The sequence below is a fragment of the Clostridium chromiireducens genome (genome assembly GCF_003575225.1).
GTDB classification, from domain to species: domain Bacteria; phylum Bacillota; class Clostridia; order Clostridiales; family Clostridiaceae; genus Clostridium; species Clostridium chromiireducens.
Window position 1 is genome coordinate 438,180 of the sequence record NZ_QXDJ01000004.1, and the last position, 21,444, is coordinate 459,623.

The 21,444-nt window shown below is 29.5% G+C and carries 16 protein-coding genes and 2 riboswitches; of the genes, 5 read left to right on the top strand and 11 right to left on the bottom strand.

Annotated features, from left to right (window positions below; translation table 11 throughout):
* Positions 1-165: 165 nt before the first annotated feature.
* The 3 genes from D2A34_RS17835 to D2A34_RS17845 all read right to left on the bottom strand — a co-directional run bounded on the left by D2A34_RS17835 (position 166) and on the right by D2A34_RS17845 (position 4,820).
* Positions 166-2,061 (bottom strand): FUSC family protein, encoded by a 1,896-nt coding sequence (locus D2A34_RS17835; protein WP_119367462.1) that lies wholly within the window; start codon positions 2,059-2,061, stop codon positions 166-168.
* Between the two features lie 29 nt (positions 2,062-2,090).
* Entirely contained in the window at positions 2,091-2,498 is a 408-nt protein-coding gene (locus D2A34_RS17840) for a MarR family winged helix-turn-helix transcriptional regulator (RefSeq protein WP_079441719.1), read from the bottom strand.
* A gap of 582 nt (positions 2,499-3,080) precedes the next feature.
* A complete protein-coding gene (locus D2A34_RS17845) occupies positions 3,081-4,820 on the bottom strand; it encodes a methyl-accepting chemotaxis protein (protein WP_119367463.1) in 1,740 nt (579 codons plus the stop codon).
* Between the two features lie 647 nt (positions 4,821-5,467).
* Between D2A34_RS17845 and D2A34_RS17850 the strand changes: the two genes are divergently transcribed.
* The 3 genes from D2A34_RS17850 to D2A34_RS17860 are packed head-to-tail and all read left to right on the top strand — an operon-like array spanning position 5,468 to position 8,224.
* Positions 5,468-6,382, top strand: a complete 915-nt coding sequence (locus tag D2A34_RS17850) for an ABC transporter ATP-binding protein (protein ID WP_119367464.1) — start codon at positions 5,468-5,470, stop codon at positions 6,380-6,382.
* Between the two features lie 13 nt (positions 6,383-6,395).
* Positions 6,396-7,400, top strand: a complete 1,005-nt coding sequence (locus D2A34_RS17855) for an ABC transporter permease (protein ID WP_119367465.1) — start codon at positions 6,396-6,398, stop codon at positions 7,398-7,400.
* Positions 7,401-7,414: 14 nt separating this feature from the next.
* Complete coding sequence (locus D2A34_RS17860; protein ID WP_119367466.1) at positions 7,415-8,224, top strand: SGNH/GDSL hydrolase family protein; 810 nt, start codon at positions 7,415-7,417, stop codon at positions 8,222-8,224.
* Positions 8,225-8,428: 204 nt separating this feature from the next.
* Here the strand turns inward: D2A34_RS17860 and D2A34_RS17865 are convergent, their stop codons facing one another.
* A complete protein-coding gene (locus D2A34_RS17865; protein ID WP_119367467.1) occupies positions 8,429-9,670 on the bottom strand; it encodes an Nramp family divalent metal transporter in 1,242 nt (413 codons plus the stop codon).
* Positions 9,667-10,923, bottom strand: coding sequence for a magnesium transporter (locus D2A34_RS17870; RefSeq protein ID WP_119367468.1), 1,257 nt, complete (start codon positions 10,921-10,923; stop codon positions 9,667-9,669). Before D2A34_RS17870 ends, D2A34_RS17865 begins: the two co-directional genes overlap by 4 nt.
* A gap of 235 nt (positions 10,924-11,158) precedes the next feature.
* Positions 11,159-11,330, bottom strand: a riboswitch (M-box (ykoK) riboswitch).
* 318 nt (positions 11,331-11,648) lie between these two features.
* Positions 11,649-11,780, top strand: a riboswitch (cyclic di-AMP (ydaO/yuaA leader).
* Positions 11,781-12,074: 294 nt separating this feature from the next.
* On the opposite strand from D2A34_RS17870, the gene ablB reads away from it, so the two are divergent.
* On the top strand, positions 12,075-12,932 hold the full coding sequence (gene ablB, locus D2A34_RS17875; RefSeq protein ID WP_079442005.1) for a putative beta-lysine N-acetyltransferase: 858 nt from the start codon (positions 12,075-12,077) through the stop codon (positions 12,930-12,932).
* 74 nt (positions 12,933-13,006) lie between these two features.
* On the opposite strand, the gene D2A34_RS17880 is transcribed toward ablB, so the two are convergent.
* On the bottom strand, positions 13,007-13,927 hold the full coding sequence (locus D2A34_RS17880; protein WP_119367575.1) for a phosphate ABC transporter substrate-binding protein: 921 nt from the start codon (positions 13,925-13,927) through the stop codon (positions 13,007-13,009).
* A gap of 429 nt (positions 13,928-14,356) precedes the next feature.
* Between D2A34_RS17880 and D2A34_RS17885 the strand changes: the two genes are divergently transcribed.
* Positions 14,357-14,935: a 5' nucleotidase, NT5C type gene (locus D2A34_RS17885; protein WP_079442004.1), complete on the top strand. Its 579-nt coding sequence runs from the start codon at positions 14,357-14,359 to the stop codon at positions 14,933-14,935.
* A gap of 232 nt (positions 14,936-15,167) precedes the next feature.
* On the opposite strand, the gene D2A34_RS17890 is transcribed toward D2A34_RS17885, so the two are convergent.
* The 5 genes from D2A34_RS17890 to D2A34_RS17910 all read right to left on the bottom strand — a co-directional run bounded on the left by D2A34_RS17890 (position 15,168) and on the right by D2A34_RS17910 (position 21,431).
* A complete protein-coding gene (locus D2A34_RS17890; protein WP_119367469.1) occupies positions 15,168-16,406 on the bottom strand; it encodes an EAL domain-containing protein in 1,239 nt (412 codons plus the stop codon).
* 223 nt (positions 16,407-16,629) lie between these two features.
* Positions 16,630-17,043, bottom strand: coding sequence for an arsenate reductase/protein-tyrosine-phosphatase family protein (locus D2A34_RS17895; protein ID WP_079442002.1), 414 nt, complete (start codon positions 17,041-17,043; stop codon positions 16,630-16,632).
* A gap of 16 nt (positions 17,044-17,059) precedes the next feature.
* On the bottom strand, positions 17,060-17,383 hold the full coding sequence (locus tag D2A34_RS17900; protein WP_079442001.1) for an ArsR/SmtB family transcription factor: 324 nt from the start codon (positions 17,381-17,383) through the stop codon (positions 17,060-17,062).
* A gap of 299 nt (positions 17,384-17,682) precedes the next feature.
* Entirely contained in the window at positions 17,683-17,994 is a 312-nt protein-coding gene (locus D2A34_RS17905; RefSeq protein ID WP_119367470.1) for a hypothetical protein, read from the bottom strand.
* Between the two features lie 593 nt (positions 17,995-18,587).
* Positions 18,588-21,431 carry a glycoside hydrolase family 66 protein gene (locus D2A34_RS17910; protein ID WP_119367471.1) on the bottom strand — a complete coding sequence of 948 codons (2,844 nt, stop codon included), beginning with the start codon at positions 21,429-21,431 and terminating at the stop codon, positions 18,588-18,590.
* Positions 21,432-21,444 lie beyond the last annotated feature (13 nt).

Sequence of the window (21,444 nt, forward strand, 5' to 3'; positions counted from 1 at the left end):
TATTATATTTATCTTGTTAGGTATTTGTTACTAATCTCTACTTATTATTGAATTGAAATTGTATCCGGTTTATACTTTTAATAAATTTTAGACCACTACAAAATTGTAATGGTCTAAACTATTCAAATTATTAATTCAGCCTAAATTATATTCAACTAATTTACTCTAACACGCTAAGCTCTTTATGCTAAACGCTTCTTGAAGTATATTAATTTCTTCACAAAGTTCAGATATCTCATTTATAATCGAAATTTTTCTAGGTTGTATTTGATTTTTTTGTTCAATATCATTTGCTATTGTTTCATAAATAAGTATAAGTTGCGCCAATTCTTCATCTGATAAATTCAAATGACCTTTTTCAATACAATACTGGGTAAGTAAGTAACTAAGATGTTCCAGTGAATAAAATACTGGCCACATTGTTTCAAGCATTTCTTGATTATTAGGAATCTCCCCTAATGCCGTATTATAAGCCGTTTTAAAATTCATAAAATCTATTTCCATCTTTTCTCTTATAGTGACTGTATTTCTTTCACTATTATTGGATGCTAAAAAAATTAATATTTTAGCATGGCTGCGTAACAATTTAGCCATTAAACCTGTCAGTCTGCTAGATGCTGATTTACGTCCAAAAATATAAGTTCCAATTAATGCAATTACAGATCCAATAACTATATCTGTAATACGGGCTGTTGCAAAATACCCTACATTATGGATTTGAGTAGCATTTTCTGCTATAAGTATGGAATTTGGTGTAATAAATACTGCTGCTAGTGCATAATTCTTAACAATAGCAAGTTCTATTAATGCTGTTAAACATATGTTAATTAAAACTATCATAAAGCCTTCTGGTTTAAAACTTAAAATAATTATAGCTAGCACTACACCAATTATTGTCCCAATTGAACGCTGAATTGCCCTATGAAAAGTTGCCATTATAGTTGCTCCACACATAACTGCCGCACAGGATAAAGTAATCCAATAAGGCCTTGTAAATGAAAAATTAAATGCTATTACTGCTGAAATTGAAAGTACTATTCCATATCTAACTGAATTAACAAACACTATAGAGTCTTTGTTCAAAGCTTTTATAAACTTTGTAACCACATGTGGTTTAGAAATCTCAACTCCTCGTCCAATATATTCTAGTGGTAAATTCATTATAGCTTCAACATCATAAATTATTTCTAATAGCTTATGATATTTTTCATCCACCACTTCATTTGACCTTTCTATGTTAATTGTTTCTTCATCCTTTAAATTAATCCCCTCTGGTAATTGTCTTATCATATCAACAAGTTCTTTAGGCAGCTTATTTTTGCTATTAGAATCCAGCTCAAGCAACTCAAAAAATATTTTGTTTGCATGCTTGTTTAAAAGAACTAGGCGATTAAATAAAAAAGAAACTTTCCACGGCATGTATCCTATTGTGAGAATATCTTCAGATTCCTTTAAAGCATTAACAGTGATATTTCTTATATTACTAATATCTTTACTTCCAACTGCTTCTGCGAATTCTGCCAAAGCTAAATACAACCCTTTAATTTTTTTTAATTCAGGATCGTGAGGATTAAAAAAATACCCTATCATGCTAATTATCCATGAAAACATACTACTTGCAAATACGACACCAATAAATATAGGTGTTTCTGATTGATCAAGTTTAATTCCAGTTGTCATCGTAAAACTTAATACAAAAAATACTGCTGCTGGTCCAGGTATCTTAAGTATTCCAAATATAAAGGTTGTAATTGTCCCTATTAAACCAACTATTAATATTGTAAGCACTGGATAAGGTGCAACTAAAGTTCCGAGTCCAACTGAAAGAGTAATACCAATACCAATGAAAAATATCTTTTTTACACGCTCCGCATATGGTTCATTAAAAACATACAGGTAAGTAAATCCACCTATTGCACCTAACAATCCAAAACGCAATTGATTTAATAAAAGACCAATAATTAGAGGAAATCCTCCACATAAAGCTGCACCTATTGCTTTGTTCCATGGGAAAGGATTTTTATTAAATTTAAATGCTTGTTTTATTATACTTTTATACATATGATTTCTTCCTTTTGCTGCATCTTATTTTAATCCAAATTCATCATCATTTTTTTTAATGTTTTATTAAAATTTTCTAGTTCCTCTTCACTAATATTATTTACTGCCTCCACTTCCACGCTTTCAGCTGCCTGTTGCCACTCAGGGAACATTTCACAAGCTTTTTCGGTTAATTTTATATGTCTTTCACGCTTGTCTTTTCCCTCTGTTCTAATTATCAGCCCCATCTCTTCCAGTCTCGCTAAAGTCCTTGTAATAGTTGGTGCTTCTACACCAAGGTATTTACATAATTCAACTTGTGTACATTCCTTTTTTTTATGTAAATATAATACAATTCCCCACTGAGACGTGTATAGACCAAGTGAAGAAATTCTCTCATTTAATTTCTTGTTAAAGCTTCTTGCTAATTGATTTATATTATGACCATATAAAATCATTTTTCCACCTCCAATTACTTACCTAGGTAATAGTTACTTAGGTAAGTATATCATTTTACTTATCAATACTCAATATATATACTAAAGTTTTAAAGTACTATTAAGTAATACTTATCTTATTAAACTACTTATAATTTTTTATTTAAATCCACTTCTTAAACTATAAGTTTTCCTTTTTTAATAATTATTTATAGACTCAGTTCATCATTATAATTTCCTAAATAAAAAAATACAGCCAAACTCGATGGCTGTATACGTGTATATAATAGAGTTATGAGGATACTTGTGTAAAGGGATATTTTGATACCATTTACAATCAATATTGTAGCATAATATGACACAAATCTATACAACATTATATTCCTCTTAGAAATTTTTATATATTTTACTAATATTTCATTAAATTTATTGTAAGTTCTTTCAAATAAAATAGAGGAAGTACAGATCTTCCTCTTATTTCTTAAAATATCTCCTAAATTTTTAGATGTTAGCCATAGTCTCGCAGCTAATCCTCATGCTTATAATGCTTCAAATGCTGCTCCTGCCATAGCATCATTTGAAATGAATATTTAATTTATATATCTATACACTAAATTTATTAATTGCTTTCTGCAGATTACTAGAATGCTCTGACAACTCATTAATTGAAGATGCTACTTCTTGAATACACGCTGTATATTCTTCCGTCGAAGAAGAAACTTCCTCAGTAGCTGATGCATTTTGTTCTATTATATTAACAATATTCTTTATAGATTTTTCTACTGATATTGCATTTTCATTAATCATTTCTGTTTCAATGGAAACAGCTTTTATCTTATTAGTTACTTCTGAAACTGAATTTTGTATAAGATCAAAGGACTCATCTGTTAGTTTAAGTGAATTTACCTGATCATCTATTGATGTATTTGTATTATTTACTTCAACTACAGCCTTTTTAATATCGTCTTGTACTGATAATATTAAACCATTAATTTTTTCTGTAGAATTTTTAGACAGCTCTGCTAAGTTTTTAACTTCATTAGCTACTACAGTAAAGCCTCTACCAGCTTCCCCTGCTCTTGCCGCCTCGATTGATGCATTTAAAGCTAATAGGTTTATCTGTTCAGTAATCCCATTTATGAATTCAATAACCTTTCCAATCTCAATAGACTTTGTAGATAAATCACCAATTATATTAGTTACAACTTTTGATGTATTTTGGGTATTAGTCATCCTATCACTTTGTTTCTTAAGATTTATAATTCCATTATTTACAGTTTCCATTGCTTTACTTGCAAGCTCATTTATATAAACAGTATTTTCTGTAATGCTGCCTAAACCACTTACAACATCTCTAACTGAATTACTACTCTTCTCTGCTAGTTCTACTTGCTTTGATGAGTTTTCTGCTATGCTAGAAATGCTTGCAGCAACTTCCTCCGCTGTTTTACTAATCTCATCTGAATTTTTATTTATTTCATTTGATGAAAAAGCTACGGTTTCACTGGTAATTTTAGCTTCACTAATTAACTCTCTAATAGCATCAATAAACTTATTGAACCTTTCAGTAAGCTCACCTAATTCATCTCTTTTATATATTTCACCTTTAATAGTTAAATCTCCATTTTCTGCCCGCTCCAACAAGTTTTTAAATTGATCAATAAATTTTGTAATACCTTTATAAGTGCGTATAATAATTATAGTAAATAAAACTACTAATATTATTCCAATTGCTACACCTAAAATTAAATTCTTTTGAAAATTTTCTGCATCAATATTCGATTGTTTTATTACATTTGCAGATTCTGTACTTGCACTATCTTGTATTTGTTTAACTAGCGAATCCATGTCGTCAGTTGTTTTTCTATCTATTCCTTTGACTAATCCATCCACTATATGATAACTTTCTATATTATTAGAATCATAGCTTTCAATTGCTTTATTATATTTACCATACATATCTTTATGACTGCTTAATACTGAGTCCACTAAAGCTGTATCCATTCCATGCTTGTTCATATCTGCTTTAAGTTTTAATAATTGTCCCTGAACCTTTTCATATTCCTGTGAAAACTGAGAATGATATTTTTTAAAAGATTCTGAATCATTACCTCTTAGCAATGTATCTTTCCATTCTTGAACCTGCTTTTTGAAATCCACTTGAGCTTGCCTTGCCTCATCAACTATATTTATATATTCAGCTATTGTATGCAAATTCTCTTCCTGCTTTAAATTAAATTTCTTAAAGTTAATCCATGAAAAACTACTAATTGCCAGTATAAATATTGTGACAAAAGCAATTAACATATATAACTTAGAACCTATCCCTCTATTGCCTTTCATTTCTTCCACTCTCCCTGATAAATTTTTTAATACAAATTCTTACTACGCTTCTATACCGAATCTTACTATGTTATTACATATAATCCTTTTATTATCCTTGCTGATACCTTTTTATCAAGTTACAAATCCTATTTCCTTCTTTTATTCTTGGATATTTATTAAATCAAATTTTTCTAGTAAATCTATAAATATAATCTTGTTAGTTAGACAAAATAAAAAAGACTTACTAGACATAATAAATTATTCCAAACCTTGGCCATACTATATTTATTATGGAAAAGACCTAGACTTCTTTATATTATATATCACGCGACAAATATGTCAACAATTTGACAAGCTAAGAACCTGTTTCTATAAGTTTCTACAAAATATAAATTATATATAGTTAGTGTTTATAAAAAAATTTATACAGTACCTGCTATATTTTTCTAAGTAAGTGTTATAATTCTAATATCAAGTTCAACTAAGTTTCAGGTGGGATTTGATCCACAACTGAATCTTAGTTGAACTTATAACCACAAGGGTCACAATGTACCCTTAGTGGTACGTCATCTATAATCGTGCCACTGTTATCTCATCATTAAAGAAGTGCGAGTGTTACAGTTGCTAGACATTAGATAAATTTAAAAACCAAAAGAAGGTGTACTATGGCAAATCAAATTTTGTTATTAGATAATGTTCATAAATCTATAAAGAAAAAAGAAATTGTTAAAGGTATAAGCTTTTCAATTAATGAAGGTGAAGTCTTAGGCTTTCTAGGCCCAAATGGTGCTGGAAAATCAACTACATTAAGAATGATTGTTGGACTCTCCTCTCCTACAAGCGGAAAAATATTAATTGATGGTCATTCTATTACAAAAGATTACGTTAAAGCTATGTCTAAGGTTGGATGTATTATAGAAGGTCCGGATATGTACAATTATTTAAGTGGTTTAGAAAACTTAAAGATGCTTGCTTCTATGAATAGAGATGTTACTAATGAAGATATTACAAAAGCAATAGAGCTTGTTGGTATGCAAAATAGAATAAATGATAAGGTATCAACTTATTCTTTAGGTATGAAGCAAAGACTTGGCCTTGCTCAGGCTCTTATTCATAAACCAAAACTTCTTATCTTAGATGAGCCTACAAATGGTCTTGACCCTTCAGGTATAAATGAATTCAGGCATATTATTAAAGACCTAGCTAAAAAAGAAAACATAGCTGTACTTGTATCTAGTCACTTAATATCAGAAGTTGAATTAATGTGTGACACAGTCGCAATAATAAAAAATGGTACTTTAATTAGATATTCTACAGTTTCAGAGCTTATAAGCAATCAAGAAGTTTTCTTTGTTTTAAGCGATAACCAAAAAGGAATTGAGATACTTAAAAATAATTGGAATATAGATGGCATTATAAAGGATGATAGAATTGAAGCAAAAGTTGAGATTTCAAAACTTGAAGAGATCAACTCTTCTTTTATTAAAGAAGGTTTAAGAATCAAATTTGTAAATGCTAATCAAAAAACTTTAGAAGATTTATTTTTAAACCTTACAGAGGGTAATTCTGTCATCAGTTAAGGAGGTGAAAATCTTGCTTGTATTAATAAAAAATGAAGTAAATAAAATTCTATCTAGAAGAAAAATGATATTAATCACTGTTATTATGCTAATTTTAGTTTCTTTATTTGCTTATGGGCAAAACTATCAATATAAAAACACTATGGATAAATACGTGAAAACAACTGAAGATAGTGGGAATATTGAATGGCAGGCTTTGCAAAAGCAGCAGATACAGGACTTGAAAAATAGACTTAATAGTCCTGATACTCCTGAAGCAAGTAAGGCTTCAATCAATATTAAGATTCAACAAAATCAATATTACCTAGATAATAATATAAACCCAATCACCCCAAGCGCTGTAAAGTTTTCAGTAAAATTAATGGAACAATCCATTTTTGTTTTACTTCCTTTGTTGATAATACTGCTTGCGGGCGATAGTGTGTGCGGGGAATTTTCAGCAAAGACCATCAAAGTATTGCTAACAAGAGCTGTTCCAAGATGGAAGATATTACTTAGCAAATACTTAGCACTTTTAATTTTGTTTTCTATGGTCATATTAGAAATGGCACTGCTCTCCCTTTTAGTTTCAGGTTTTTTCTTTAACAATTGGGGTTTTTATGAGCCTATAGCCACAGGATTTAATTCCAGTTCCGGTACTTTAGATGTTTCAAATGTAATCAAAGTAATCCAGTTACAATATTTAATTCTTGTATACTCCCTGGGATGGTTTGTCTCTGTTATTGTTGGAACAATTTCATTTATGGTTTCTGTTTTAGTGAGAAATACAGCTACATCTATAGGAATAATGATGGCTACATTAGTTGGCGGTGGATTTCTTCAACTATTTTTAGCAGATTGGCCTATAATAAAATATTTCTTTGTTATTAATCTTAACTTACCACAGTATCTTACAGGCTCATATACCCCTATAAGTGGAATGTCCTTAACTTTCAGCACTTTGGTACTTCTAACTTGGGGAATAGGAGCTCTCATTGTAAGTTTTGTTGTATTTACCAAACAAGATGTATTAGTTTAAAAGGAGGTAAAAGAATGTTTAAAAATTTAAAGTGGATATTAATTTTATTTATATCTATAATTTCTACAATTACATTAATTATAGGTTTTGCATCTGCATTATCAATAAGTTCTGCACCTCCTAAAGAAATCTCAAATACCGAATCTGATGCAAATACTAAAACTGAGACTCAGGAGCCTGCGAGTAGAGATTTAGATAAAAATAATTATAATATATTAGTTCTTGGAGATTCTCTTGCAAAAGGAACTGGAGATGAAAAAGGACTTGGTTTTCCAGGTTACTTTGAAGACTTCTGGAAAACTAAAACTACAAAGGAAATCAAGATAAATAACCTTGCAATAAACGGAGATGTATCTAGTGGGCTTTTAAAAGTAATTAAGGAGCCACAAACCCTCTCTTATATTAAAGGTTCAGATATTATTTTCATATCAATTGGTGGTAATGAAATAAGTAAACTTAAAAATATGGATATAACATCTTCCACTACGAAAATAAAGGATATTGAAAATACGTACTTAAACAACTTAAAATCAATATTTAAGATAATTAGAACTAATAATTCATCATCTATGGTAGTATTTATAGGGTTATATAACCCATTTGGAAAAGATTTGACACCTGATAAAGTAACCATTTTAAATGAGTGGAATTTCCAAAGCCAAGAGCTTATATCACTTGATTCAAATGCACTATTTATTCCAACTTACGATCTCTTCAAGTATAATTCAGGAGATTATTTAGCAGCAGATAACTTTCATCCAAATAGCAATGGGTATGAAGCTATTTCCAATAGAATAAGTGAAGCCTTGAAGAACTATAAATAACATATGCTTATATAATATGTATATACACCGAAAGAGAAGGTACTCTCTTTCGGGTATGCATAGTATTTCGGAGCATAAATCAAATTCATAGTTTATTTATCCATATTGTAGATAAACAAATCATAGCATCAACATATACTTTGAGATATAACCCAACCAGAAATGAGTAGCATATGTCTCAGTTGCGTATTTTTTATCTATAAATCACGAAAATAATGGTGACACAAATAAAATTATTGATAGAGTTATAATAAAAATAACAGTAGCCCAAGAGACAATGTTTTGAGTTTTATTATTAACATATTTGCCCATTATGCGCTTATCATTAATCAAAATTATCATAAATGTTAATATTATAGGAGATAACAAACCAGCAATTTGCTGTGATACAAGTATAATCTTTATTAGAGATACACCAGGGATAAGTATGAACAACGCTCCTAGTATAATTATACCTGTATATATTCCAAAGAAAGCTGGAGCGTCTTTATAGTCATTATCCACACCACTTTCCCAACCAAAAGCTTCACATATAGCATAAGATGTAGAAAGTGGAATAACTGCAGTAGCAAGAACTGAAGCGCCAAATAATCCTGCTCCAAAAAGTATAAATGCAGCTTCTCCAGCTAATGGTTTTAGGGAAATTGCCGCTTCTTCTGCGCTGGTTATTGTTATTCCAGCTTTATAAAGTGTTACGGCTGTACATACAATTATAAAAAATGCTACTGCATTTCCCCAAAAAGCCCCTAAATAAACATCAAGCTTTTCATATTTATAATCGGATATACTTATTTTTTTATCTACTATAGATGATTGGAGGTAAAATTGCATGTAAGGAGTAATTGTTGTACCAATCATTCCTATGAATGTAAGAAGAAAACCTGTATTTAATTCAATAGTAGGCGTTACCATTGATTGCATTACGTGTCCCCAATCTGGTTTAGTTAAAATTGCAGATACAATATAAGTAAAAAATACAAATGTAAATAATAAAAAGATATTTTCTACTTTCTTATAGGAACCTTTAGTAACCAGGAACCAAATCATCACAGAAACAACAGGTATTGATATATATTTACTTACATTAAATAACTCTAAACTTGCTGCAATACCTGCAAAGTCACCAAAAACAACACCCATATTGGCAATTAATAAAATAGTCATTGCAAAAAAAGTAAGCTTAACTCCAAATTTTTCTCTAATTAAATCAGATAAACCTTTCCCAGTTACAACCGCCATTCTTGCATTCATTTCCTGTATTACCGCAAGACTGAATGTGATTACAAGTAGTCCCCACAGCATTTTATATCCATATGACGCACCTACTGAAGCATAAGTTGTAATTCCACCAGCATCATTGCCTGCATTTACAGTAATTAATCCAGGGCCGATAATAGTCATAATAAAAAGCAGCTTTTTAAATCTATTTGATAATGCCTTTTTCATAGTACAACCCTCCTCAATTGTGAATATTCATGAATACTGTCATTCAACGACACTACACCAACTAGATTATTATCTTCATCACTAACTGGAATACAAACGAGATTATATTTATGCATTATACTAATTGCATCATCTATTTCATCTGTATCTTTTAAACTTTGAGGTCTAGTGGCCATAATATTATAAAGTTTAGTGTTTCTATCCGATGTTATTAGTGAAAATATAGAGATAACTCCAATAAGATTATTTTTATCATTCGTAATGTATATATAATAACTTTCTTCCTCACTTGGAGAGTTAGCTTGAATCCATAATATAACATCACTCACAGTAGCATCAGGCAGGAAGGTTAAAAAATCTTTTGACATAATGCTTCCTACGGTCTCTTCATCATATTCCATAAGTTCCCTAATTTCATCTTGGCTTTCTTCATCCATATGTGTTAATAGCTTTTCAACTCTATCTTCATCCATCTCTTCTAAAATATCAGCTATTTCATCAGATGGCATGGCTTCAAATATATCTGATGCCTTTTCATCAGACATAGATTTCAATAAATTTAATTGGACGTCAGTTTCTATTTCTTCTAAAACTTCAGCAGCCTTTTGATTATTTAAGCTTTGGAATAATATATCTCTGCTTTTACTATCAAGATCCTCTATTATATCTGCTATCTCTGCTGCATGTAAGGTTTCTATTTTATTTGCAGGCATTTGAAGCTGTAAATTGTTAACTCCAGTAGACAAAGTTTGTACATCATCCCAGATAATAAGTTTATTCCTCAATCTATATTTAAAGGTTTCTGTTAATAAGATAAAAGGGTACTCTATCCCAAGGCGTCTGAGCAATCCTCGAGTTCCTATATCAACTGCTACAAGTTTCCACTTAGAATTTATATATCCAAGTCTTACATCATTAACACGTTCAACTTTTTTACCATTTATATCAACTATCTGCTTATCTAAAAAGTCTCTTACTAAAAAAATATCTTCTTCATTAGGTAGCCTTGTGACAAGATTATTGCTACTAATTTTAATATAATATTTTTCATTTTCATCTTTGAATATATCAAGTGCTTCAGTTGATATATAGAAAGATTTTCTCCAATTTCTAATTTGTAAATATGCCGCAGTAGGTTTTTCTTGAGTAAAATCAAGAATAAGATCATTCAATTTACCAATCACTTGTCCTGAAATATTATGGATCTCTTTATGCAGAATTTTACTAAAAAAGAAATTTGTTATTTTTTCCATATGATTCACCCCTTTAATTTAGGGCAAAGGAGTAACCAACTAATGCCCTAAAACTAGTATTACTTGAATTTAAATAAAAATACTTATTATGACTATCGGTATCAGGGTCATCCATTGGTTTCACCTCCTTTAAATAATTAAGCAATAAAAAAACCCTCACAAAAAGTGAAGGTTATAATAATCAAAACCACAATAGTACACACAAATACGCAGCAAAAAAATGCGCATTTGTGATGTTCGCCTTCACTCGTTGAGTTTTAGCACTATATAGCATAGAAAACCAAATGGCTTTCGGCTACATTAAGTAGAACCTTAATCCGGTAATACCTGTTGACCCATTGGCGTCTCTCGACGTTTCCGGGCAGCAGCATGTATCTATATAGGAGCCTCACCTAACAAAGATATTATTTTCGTTCTTATTTTACTACCCTGGATAATAGTACGTCAATAGCAATTATGATAAAGATTTTATTTTCTACTATTCTTTTCTTATGCAGGTATACTATTTCAATATTTTACTTTATAGATGAGGTATATATTTTTATAATTAAATCTAATTTTTTTGTTCGAAATCTATTTTTTGAAAAACCGAGAATTTGTCATATTTACTCTATTAATGGAGAATTATACGAACTAAATCGAATATAATTAAGCAAAATCTTAGTTGACTCCCATATATAAAAATGATATGGTTATATATAAAGGTTAATTTTAAAGATAAAAGAATATTGATAGCGCTTAATCAATAGAGCGGGAGAACCAAATTCAGGGGTGAATCTTATTATTAAGATAAGTAGGGTTAATTTTCTTCAACCCGAATCCGTCAGCTAATCTCGTAAGCGTTGAAGAGAAGTTTGTGTATACTTTACTATACGTTTGTTTAGTATGCATATAAATATTATTGCTTTTTTAAGCTGTAGAGACTTCTCTGCAGCTTATTATTTTTATCTCAGCTATTTAACTTTATAAATTAATTAAAAACTTAATTTCCGAAAATTGCTACGATATTTAATTTACTTATAAGAGTCATTTACTAAAATTAGGGGCTGTGTAACAAGTTAGTTTGTAATATAAAGTTCTACAGAACTATATATTAGCAAATTTTATTAACTAAAAGAGTTACATTGAAATGAAAAGGAGAGGACAATCTAATGAGAGCAGGTAAATGTGTATTAAATAATTCTTACTACGCCAAAATAGACCGCACTAAAATATTAGTAGATTTACCTAGTAAACGTGTAAAAATAGTTGATTTTAATGGTATATCAATTCAAAACCTAAAAAGAATAATCCACTTTGCTTCAAAGCAGCATTTAAGTAAAATTATTTGCAATTGTAGTATTGAAAGCTTTGAAACTTTTATTAATGCTGGATTTAATTTGGAGGGTAAAATCGATGGCTATTTTAAAGGCAATGATGCATTTTGTATGTCTTATTTCATTAGTTGTACCAGAAAAGTTTGTAGTAATTTTCCAAAGAAAGATTCATTAGTTAAAGAATGTCTAAGTATGAAAAATACTTATATACATCGCAATAATAGTATGGAATATCTTATAAGGAATGCAACAAAAAATGATATTAAAGAAATGGTGGACTTACTTTCTACTGTATTTTTAACGTATCCATCTCCTATTTATGATGAAGAATATTTAACACAAACTATGAACGAAAAAGTTTTGTATAAAGTTGCAGTTCATGATGGAAAAATAGTTAGTGTAGCTTCAGCAGATATGGATGAGAAAAACTTAAATGCAGAAATAACAAATTGTGCCACTTACCCGACTTTTAGATGCAAAGGGATCTTATCAAATATTATTCATTCATTAGAATATGACCTTAAAATTAAAGGTTTCCTTACTTTATACAGTTTGTCAAGGTCAATAAATCCAAGTATTAATTTTGCATTAAGCAAACATAATTACAACTTTGCAGGCAGACTAGTGAACAATTGTAATATATGTGGAGCATTTGAAGATATGAATCTTTGGGTAAAAAATATATATAACTAAATATTTTCAATATTAACTATTCTATATAAAATTATACCCAACAGAAAATATAAGTTTTTCTGTTGGGTATTGTATTATTTTACCTTCATTTCACTTCCTGAAATAAAGCCTAGTGTTTCTAAATTTTCTTTATTTTCATTACTCATAACAAAATCAATAAACGCTTTAGATAAATCTTTTGATTCACCCTTAGTATACATATGTCCCCAAGACCAGAATTTATAAGAACCATCTGTTATATGTGCTTTATCTGCTGCTACTCCATCAAGATTTACTACTTTTAAAGCATCTTGTGCTTCTTTTGTATTCATGTATGCAAGACCTAAATAACTAACTGCTCCATCATTTTCTTTCATTGCACTTAAAACCGCACCATTTGAATCTTGAGTTACACCTAAAGCTTCATTTTCTGCTGATTTATCTCCACCAAGTACTGTCTTTTCGAAAGTTGCTCTTGTTCCTGAACCAGCTGTTCTATGAATTAATAAAATTGCCTTATCTGGACCTCCGACTTCTTTCCAATTTGTAACTTTACCAGAGAATATATCTTTAATTTGTGCTGAAGTTAAATTATCTATTCCTAATGATTTGCTTACTACAATCCCAAACCCTTGTGCTACGACTTTGTGATCAACTAATTCCTTTGCTTTTGCTGCGTCTAATTTTTCTTCTGCAAATACATCAGAATTTCCTATATTTACTGTTCCATCTAATACTTGAGTAAGACCTGTACCAGAACCTCCCGCTTGAGCTCCTATCTCTGCATCAGGATATTTTTTATTAAATGTTTCGATTGTCTTCTCCATTAACGGTAGTAATGCTGACGAACCGCTCATAGTTATTGAACCTTTTACAGTCGCTTCTGTTTTAGTTCCTTCTGTTTTACTGTCATTTGCTGGTGCTCCCCCTGATGCATTTCCGCATCCTACCATCACACTTCCTACCATTGCTAAAACTATAGCACCTACCATTAATTTTAATGTTCTTTTTTTCATTTCTACCTCCATAAGTAAATTATATTCTGTTTCATTATTTTGTGTTTCATAATTCATATATTATGGTATCTCTTTTTAGTTAACCTATTATTATAAAAATGTTAATTTATATTACATATTAGTTAAAAAAGTTTAACATTTGTATCCATATAAATGTTGAATATCTCTATCATTTTTAAGTTATGCCGGTACGTCAAGTGTACTGAAAATAGAAAATGAAATCCATATTAGAATGCAATAATTAAACATTTCTACAAAAACATAAAAGATATTATCTTAATATATAACTTTATTAGGTTTATATATGGCACTAACATAACCTTAACATGAGCTTAATATCTTCTTATCATTTTACTAATATACTGTAATTACAAATAATAATCTTATACTGAAGTTATTTAAAACAAATAAAGGAGGCATGAAAATAAAATGAACAATTTAAATATCTGTATTGATATCGATGGAACAATAACTAATGCTTATGACTGGCTTGATTATGCAAATGAGTACTTTAACAAAAATATCACTGAAGATCAAGTAACAGAGTATGAAATACACCAAGTAATGGGTATAGAAAGGCATGAATACGAGGATTTCTATAATAAAAATAAATTTAAAATTCACTCGGAGCAAAAACTTAGAGATGATGCTAAACTTATAATAACTGTACTGTACCAAATGCATAATATACATTTTGTCACAGCAAGAGATCTAGAACTAGAAACATTAACCCATTTATTTTTAAGGAAAAATGAAATACCTTATGATAACTTATTTGTTTTAGGCAGCCATTATAAAGTTGATAAAGCAAAAGAATTAAATTGCAATATTTTTATCGAGGACAGTTATGACAATGCGATTCAATTATCAAATTCAGGATACAAAGTTCTTCTTATTGATACAAATTATAATAGAAAACCGCTAAACAATAATATAGTTAGAGTTAACAATTGGAAAGAAATATTCTTAATAATAAATGAACTTTCCTCACAAACTAAAGCAGTTTAAAAAAATTTCAAATCACTTCTTATCAAATCCTCCCATTCACTTTTCACATGATTATTCTGCTCTTCTATTTAATTTTCTAATATCCTTGCCTTCCATTAAATATTCAATGAAAACATCAGTCTTGTTACAAATTTTGTAACAAGAAAAACCAAATGGATGTGTAAATCCATTTGGTTTTTATTATTATCGTTAAATCTTTTTATAATCAATTAATATAATAAGTGAAATTAGGTTATATCGCTTGATTACACACCTGCATATTTATATAACTAAGCAACGAGCTTACAGGAATAATTCCCAAATACATGTTATTATAAGTTATAATAATATGGTCATAAATATTATTCTTTTTTCTAGACATAGCTCTTCGTGCAACTTCATTAATTGCTGTATAATAATCTACTATTAAAGGATTACTATCCATTACAAATGAAATAGGGCTTTTCGCAAAGTTAGCTCCGCCATATTGTGTATTAATGGCAGAATCTAGATTATGCTCCATAATAAGTCCTACTGGAATATCATTATTTACGATACATGCTCCTGTAATATCATTAGAATTAAAATATTCTTTAATTTCTTCGCAATTGCTTGTATACTCAAATGACTTATCCTGCCTTACAATTTCACCTATACAATTTGACTTGTAATTTTGATTTATGCTTTTTTTTAAGTTTCTACATTTTCGAATTAAATCTTTTACAGAATTTGATATATCTAAAAATGTTCCCGCCGGACGACTAATAAAGAAACCTTGCCCCGCATATACTCCTAACTTTATTAATGTTTTAAGTTCCTCTTCAGTTTCTATACCTTCAGCTATAAGCTTCATATTTGTTGCTTCTGAAAGTTTAACAAAACATTCCACTAGCGATTGTTTAAATAAATCCTCATTTATATCTCTAATTAAATCCATATCTATTTTTACAAAATGAGGTTTTGTTTCATTAAGCATTTTTAATCCTGAATATCCCGAACCAGTATCATCAATTGCTATTTTATATCCCTGATCTACATAATTACTAAGAGCTTGCCTAAAACTTGTATAATCTTCAATACATGTCTTTTCTGTAATTTCAAATATTATACTTTTAGGTGACATATTATGTTCTGCAAGAAAATCTTTTGTAAATCCTTTTTTAAATTTCTCATCCTTAAAAATATGTGGATCTACATTTATAAAAAGATACTTATTCTTCTCAAGATTATCAGCTCTTTCAATAGCCTTTATTCTGCACAACTGCTCCAATTCCCATGTTTTATTATAAATTTGAGCCACTTTGAATAATTCATCAGGTTTTTGTAGATGTGAACCTACCGGCCCTCTACTCAAAGCTTCATAACCTATAACTGTACCATCCACAAGTGAAACGATAGATTGATAGACTGTAGTAATATTTTTATTATCCAGAATACTTTCTAATTCCTTTTTATCGTCATAACTTGGAGTAATCTCCAGTAAATTTAACATATTAATAATCTCCTCTTATGTGTTTAAAATTAATCGTTTTAAGACAATTAAAATATAACATGAACGTATTAAGTTATTTTATCATTTAAGTTAAATTTATGTAAAAATAGTATGTTGTATCTGAATTAATACTAATCTCTCTTATGCTAGTGATTTATATTTGATTTATTCTTCTAAATATATTTATTACCCAATTTAAAAATCCCCCATATGTTTTAATTTACTAGTCCAATTTAATTTCATTATTCTCAATTCTTCTATCTAGTTCTTTTACCTTTTCTTCTATTGTTTTAGCCGTTTTTATAAATTCATCATCACTTTTACCTGTTGGACCATCTAATCCCCAGTCTTCTATATGTTTCCCAGGTAAAATTGGACAAACAACGTTGCATCCCATCTTTATAACTATATCAACCTCTGGGATATCTGATAAAAGCTTTGATTTTTTAGCTTGATTTATATCAGTATTGTATAACTCTTTTGTAATTCTTGCTGCATCTTGGTTTATTTGATGTTTTGTTTCTGTTCCTGCTGAATAACTTTCAAAAACGCTATTTCCATAAAGCTTTCCTAGGGCCTCTGCCATTTGTGATCTGCATGAATTGTGTACACAAATAAATGCTACTTTTGTTTTCATTTAGTTTTTTATTCTTTTATTTACAAGTACATTTACTCTTATCATTACAAATACAATCTTTTGTTTCTGTCACAAGGTTCATCATAAACAGTGTAAGCTTATTGCAATTATTAATATTTAATCGGTAATAGTTCCAAAGTCCTTCTTTTCTAACTTCTATAAGACCACAGTTACTTAATACCCTCATATGATGCGAAAGAGTTGGCTGGGTAAAATCAAAGTATTCTAAGATATCACATGCACACCTTTCACCACAGGACAGTATATCAATTATTTTTAGCCTGCTTTGGTCAGATACTGCTTTAAAAATTTTTGCATTTTCTTCATAGTTCATTCTCATTCACATCCTCCTATATAGATATTTATATATATAATATAGAACATTATCTATATATCATCAATACGAATTATATATTTAAGCTTTATTTTAACACTAAATATATAACAATCTATGTGGTTATATTATTCAATATCAATCTTATTGTTACAAATTAGTATCATTATCCTTAATTAAAAAATTATACAATAAAAAATAGAGGCGATATTTACTTCATATATAAATATCATCTCTATTTTATTATAATATATTTATTACTATAGAATAAAACATATCAACTTTTATGAATATTGTTAAAACTTTTAGCAACCGATTCTCCTAATACAATTTATAGCTTGTTGCTTTGTATCTTGGCATGCATCTCTTGTTCCTTGTTCATAACCTTCACAGTATCCTTCTTCCCTTCCCGCTTCAACACCTTCACAAAATCCATTATTAAAACCAGCATTATAAGCTGCTTCTAATGCATCAGCATTAGGATAATTGTTGCATCTATTATTGCTTGTTGCTCCAAGAGTTCCTCTATTATTACATCTATTATTTGTATCTGTTGCTCCAAGAGTTCCGCTTCCATTCCTACATCTTCTTCTGCATCTGCAATTTCTGTTTTCCATTTTTCATCCTCCGTATTTCAATTTCTTATATTAAGTTAAAACCCATTTACCTTTATATTATGCAATCTATATATATTTGTTATAGTATTCAATAAGAAAAATCAAGCTAAAATGTGAGCTTAGCGAGTTTATATAATAATTCTAAGCTATGTATCATTTATCTATAGAAAAACACAGATAGAGGAGATTAAGTGTCGGAACTTAATCTCCTCTATCTGTGTTTTCTAAATTTATGTTTGAGTTATTTTGCACTAGTATAAAATATCATGTTTTAACATATTAATCTATGGTATTTCATGTTTTTTATGAACTCTCACAAATTATTTATAAAAATAACTTAATAATATATAATTTATTCTTTAAACATGTATTTAATTTATACGTTTAGCATAGAAGAATATCTTGAAGTATTTATTAAAACAGATCATCGTTATGCTCGTTGGCGAAAGCCTGTATATCTTTATGCACCTGAGATTTAGCATTATCCCAAAAAACATCTAATTTCTTACCTTCATTTATATTCAACAGTATCTCAAGAAAATTAGACTCTTCTTTTGTTGTTTTCTAAGAATTTATTTCAATATTCATTAAGTTTAATTCGCTATAAATTCAACATTATCAATTTGGAGATTTGTCATATCTGTACTATCTTGCATAAATGAAATTATTAACATACCGCTTGTAACATTAACCTGTTGAGATATTTCAACATAAGAATCTCCATGCGGTATTTCAATTGAAGCTGCATTTTCTCCAAATCCAGATAATTGCAATTTAGACAATGTAGGATTTCCTACACTTTGTTTAACCATTGCTTTTACTGTATAAATACCATTAGGTAATTCAGTTACCTTTTGTTGTAATGATTGCTTTCCTTTTCCCCAGAAGTAGCATTTATAATTTCCTGAAAAAACATCGTCATCATTAACTCCAAATCCATCTTTATTTAGTGCAGTCCAGCCTGATGCATCACCTTTTTCAAAATTTCCATTAGTTATTTTTCCAACTGACTCAGGCAAATCAACTATATATCCTTCATCACCAGGTTTAAGAATTGTAGCTTCTTTTGATATAACTTCCCTATTTTCATCCAATAATTGAATATCATCAATCTGTAAATTTGTTTCACCATTTACAGTTGATTTATAATTAAATGCTATATTTAACTTTCCATTTATAACATCTATAGAACCTTCTATTTTTATATAATCTTCACTATGCTTTATATTAACTTTTTCAGTATTATCACCAGAAGTTATTTCCATTGCTGCATAATCTGGAATTCCAGTATTTTGTTTTACCATAGCAGTTACTGTATATCTACCATTTTTTAATCCGACAACTGTTTGATCAATCTTTTGTGTATAAGGTTTTTTATCATAAAAATATAACTTATTATTTCCTGATGCCGCATCTGTTGCATCTAAGCCATAGCTTCTTCCAGTTATATTCCATCCCATATATCCATCTTCAAAGCCTAGATTATTTATTTGACCTGGTACACCGATTACATCATTATTTTTATCAATATTTTCAACATTTGATTTTTTAAGATAAATCATATTCCAATATTCTAATGATGGTACTGTAAATTCTATATAATTTCCTTTTTCGTCACTTCCTTTTGTAAATTGTAAATTTTGTGATTTACAATCATAAACATCAGGTGAGGCTAAGTACACTCCTTGAATATCTTGTGTAACATAATATTTAACATTAAAATTCTCTATTTTAGTTGGTTTAGATTTTAATCCGTCAGCAGCTCTCCAAGTATTATCCGAAACTCCTAAAAGATTTATCATTTGAATAATATCATAATTCGCATCTTTTTTGGCATATGTCCATATCTTATTAGCTTCGCCTATAGCACTATTAGCATATCCTTTGACCTCAATCTTATTCCCACTATTGATTTGTCCATCTCTTAATAAATTTTCATATGCAACTATAAAATCATAATATTTTCTTTCTCTTGCCTTTAATTCTTCATTCATAACAACATTTCTATTAGGAAAATATTCTTGAGTAAGCATCCTTGTATCATCACCTAGTTCAAGTCTAGATCCACCAGCTGCAAACACTGAGGCACCTGTTAACAATACTGATTGAGTGTTGAAGTTTCCCGGTTTTTCCTCATTATACTTGCTTCCTAAGTTGTAATTCATATATGCTGGTACTATTAATGATCTTCCTTTTGTCTCTATTCTTGCTTGATCAACAATACCTTTTAGTGCATCATATGTTGCAATACCATCCCAAGGCCAAACTTCTGTATATGCTCCATCTACATTACTTTCATTTACCTGTTCGTGTCCCTTATTTCCCACTGGATTCATTAATATATATTTATTAGGAAAAGCTTCTTTTGCAGAATTTAAAAAATCTTTAAATGTAGTAGTAATCGATACCGGAGTACCATCTGCTCTATATATTGTTCCAAAGTCACCAACAGTATCCATATGCCATCCATCAAAATCAAATGCATCAAAAACTTCTTTTTCTCTTCCAAAAATATAACTTTGCCATTCTTTGTTAGCTGGGTCCATAAAGTATAGATCCGATTCCCATCCATCAGGCATTTTCATTGTCCATTGTTCCGCATCAATTCCACCTTCATCCTTATATAATCCCCATTCTTTTTTTGCACCATCGATCTCGTAATCTTTATATGCTCCATATATTAAGTTATATTCCATTGATGCCATGCCAGCTTCATGTCCATTCTTAATATAGTCTTCTATTATAGATTTATATACATCATGCTTTGATAAATCTTTCCACTTATCAGCAACCTCTGAGCCTTCTTTTGGTATAGGTTTATCATGTTTATCCTGCCAATCATAATATTGTAATCCATTTATGTGAAATTTTTTTAATTGATCTATTATATCTTTTGGCTTAACATCTTTTTTATAATTGGTTAGATATCCATACCTCGGAAATTTAAGCCAATTTGATGAAACATCAACAGCTACTGATGATGTTTCTATAACTTTTCCATCAGAATCTTTGCATGTAATTTCAAGTAAATATCCTTTAAAATCTTCATTAGGTGCAAACCAATTTAAATTTATTTGTTTATCTTCACTTTTTCCAATTGTAAAACTTTGTTTTATTACATCTCCAATTTGTGTATCAAGGTATTTTGCTGCTAATTCCACAGTACCATTGGATATTTCATTTCCTGTGTAGTTAGCCAGCTCAATATTTACAACCACATTTGAGCCTGGCTTGTACATTGATTTATCCGTTGAAACATCATATAATAATAATTTTTGATTGAAAGCCCCTTTCTCTGAAGTGTCTACTATTGGAATTTTATCAAAGCTATCGTATGCATATACAGTACTTGGTATAGCAAATAAATTTAATACAGTTGCAGTTGACATTATTGTTAAAGTAAATAAATTCTTTATTCTTTTTCTTGAATTTTTCATAACTCTTCCACCT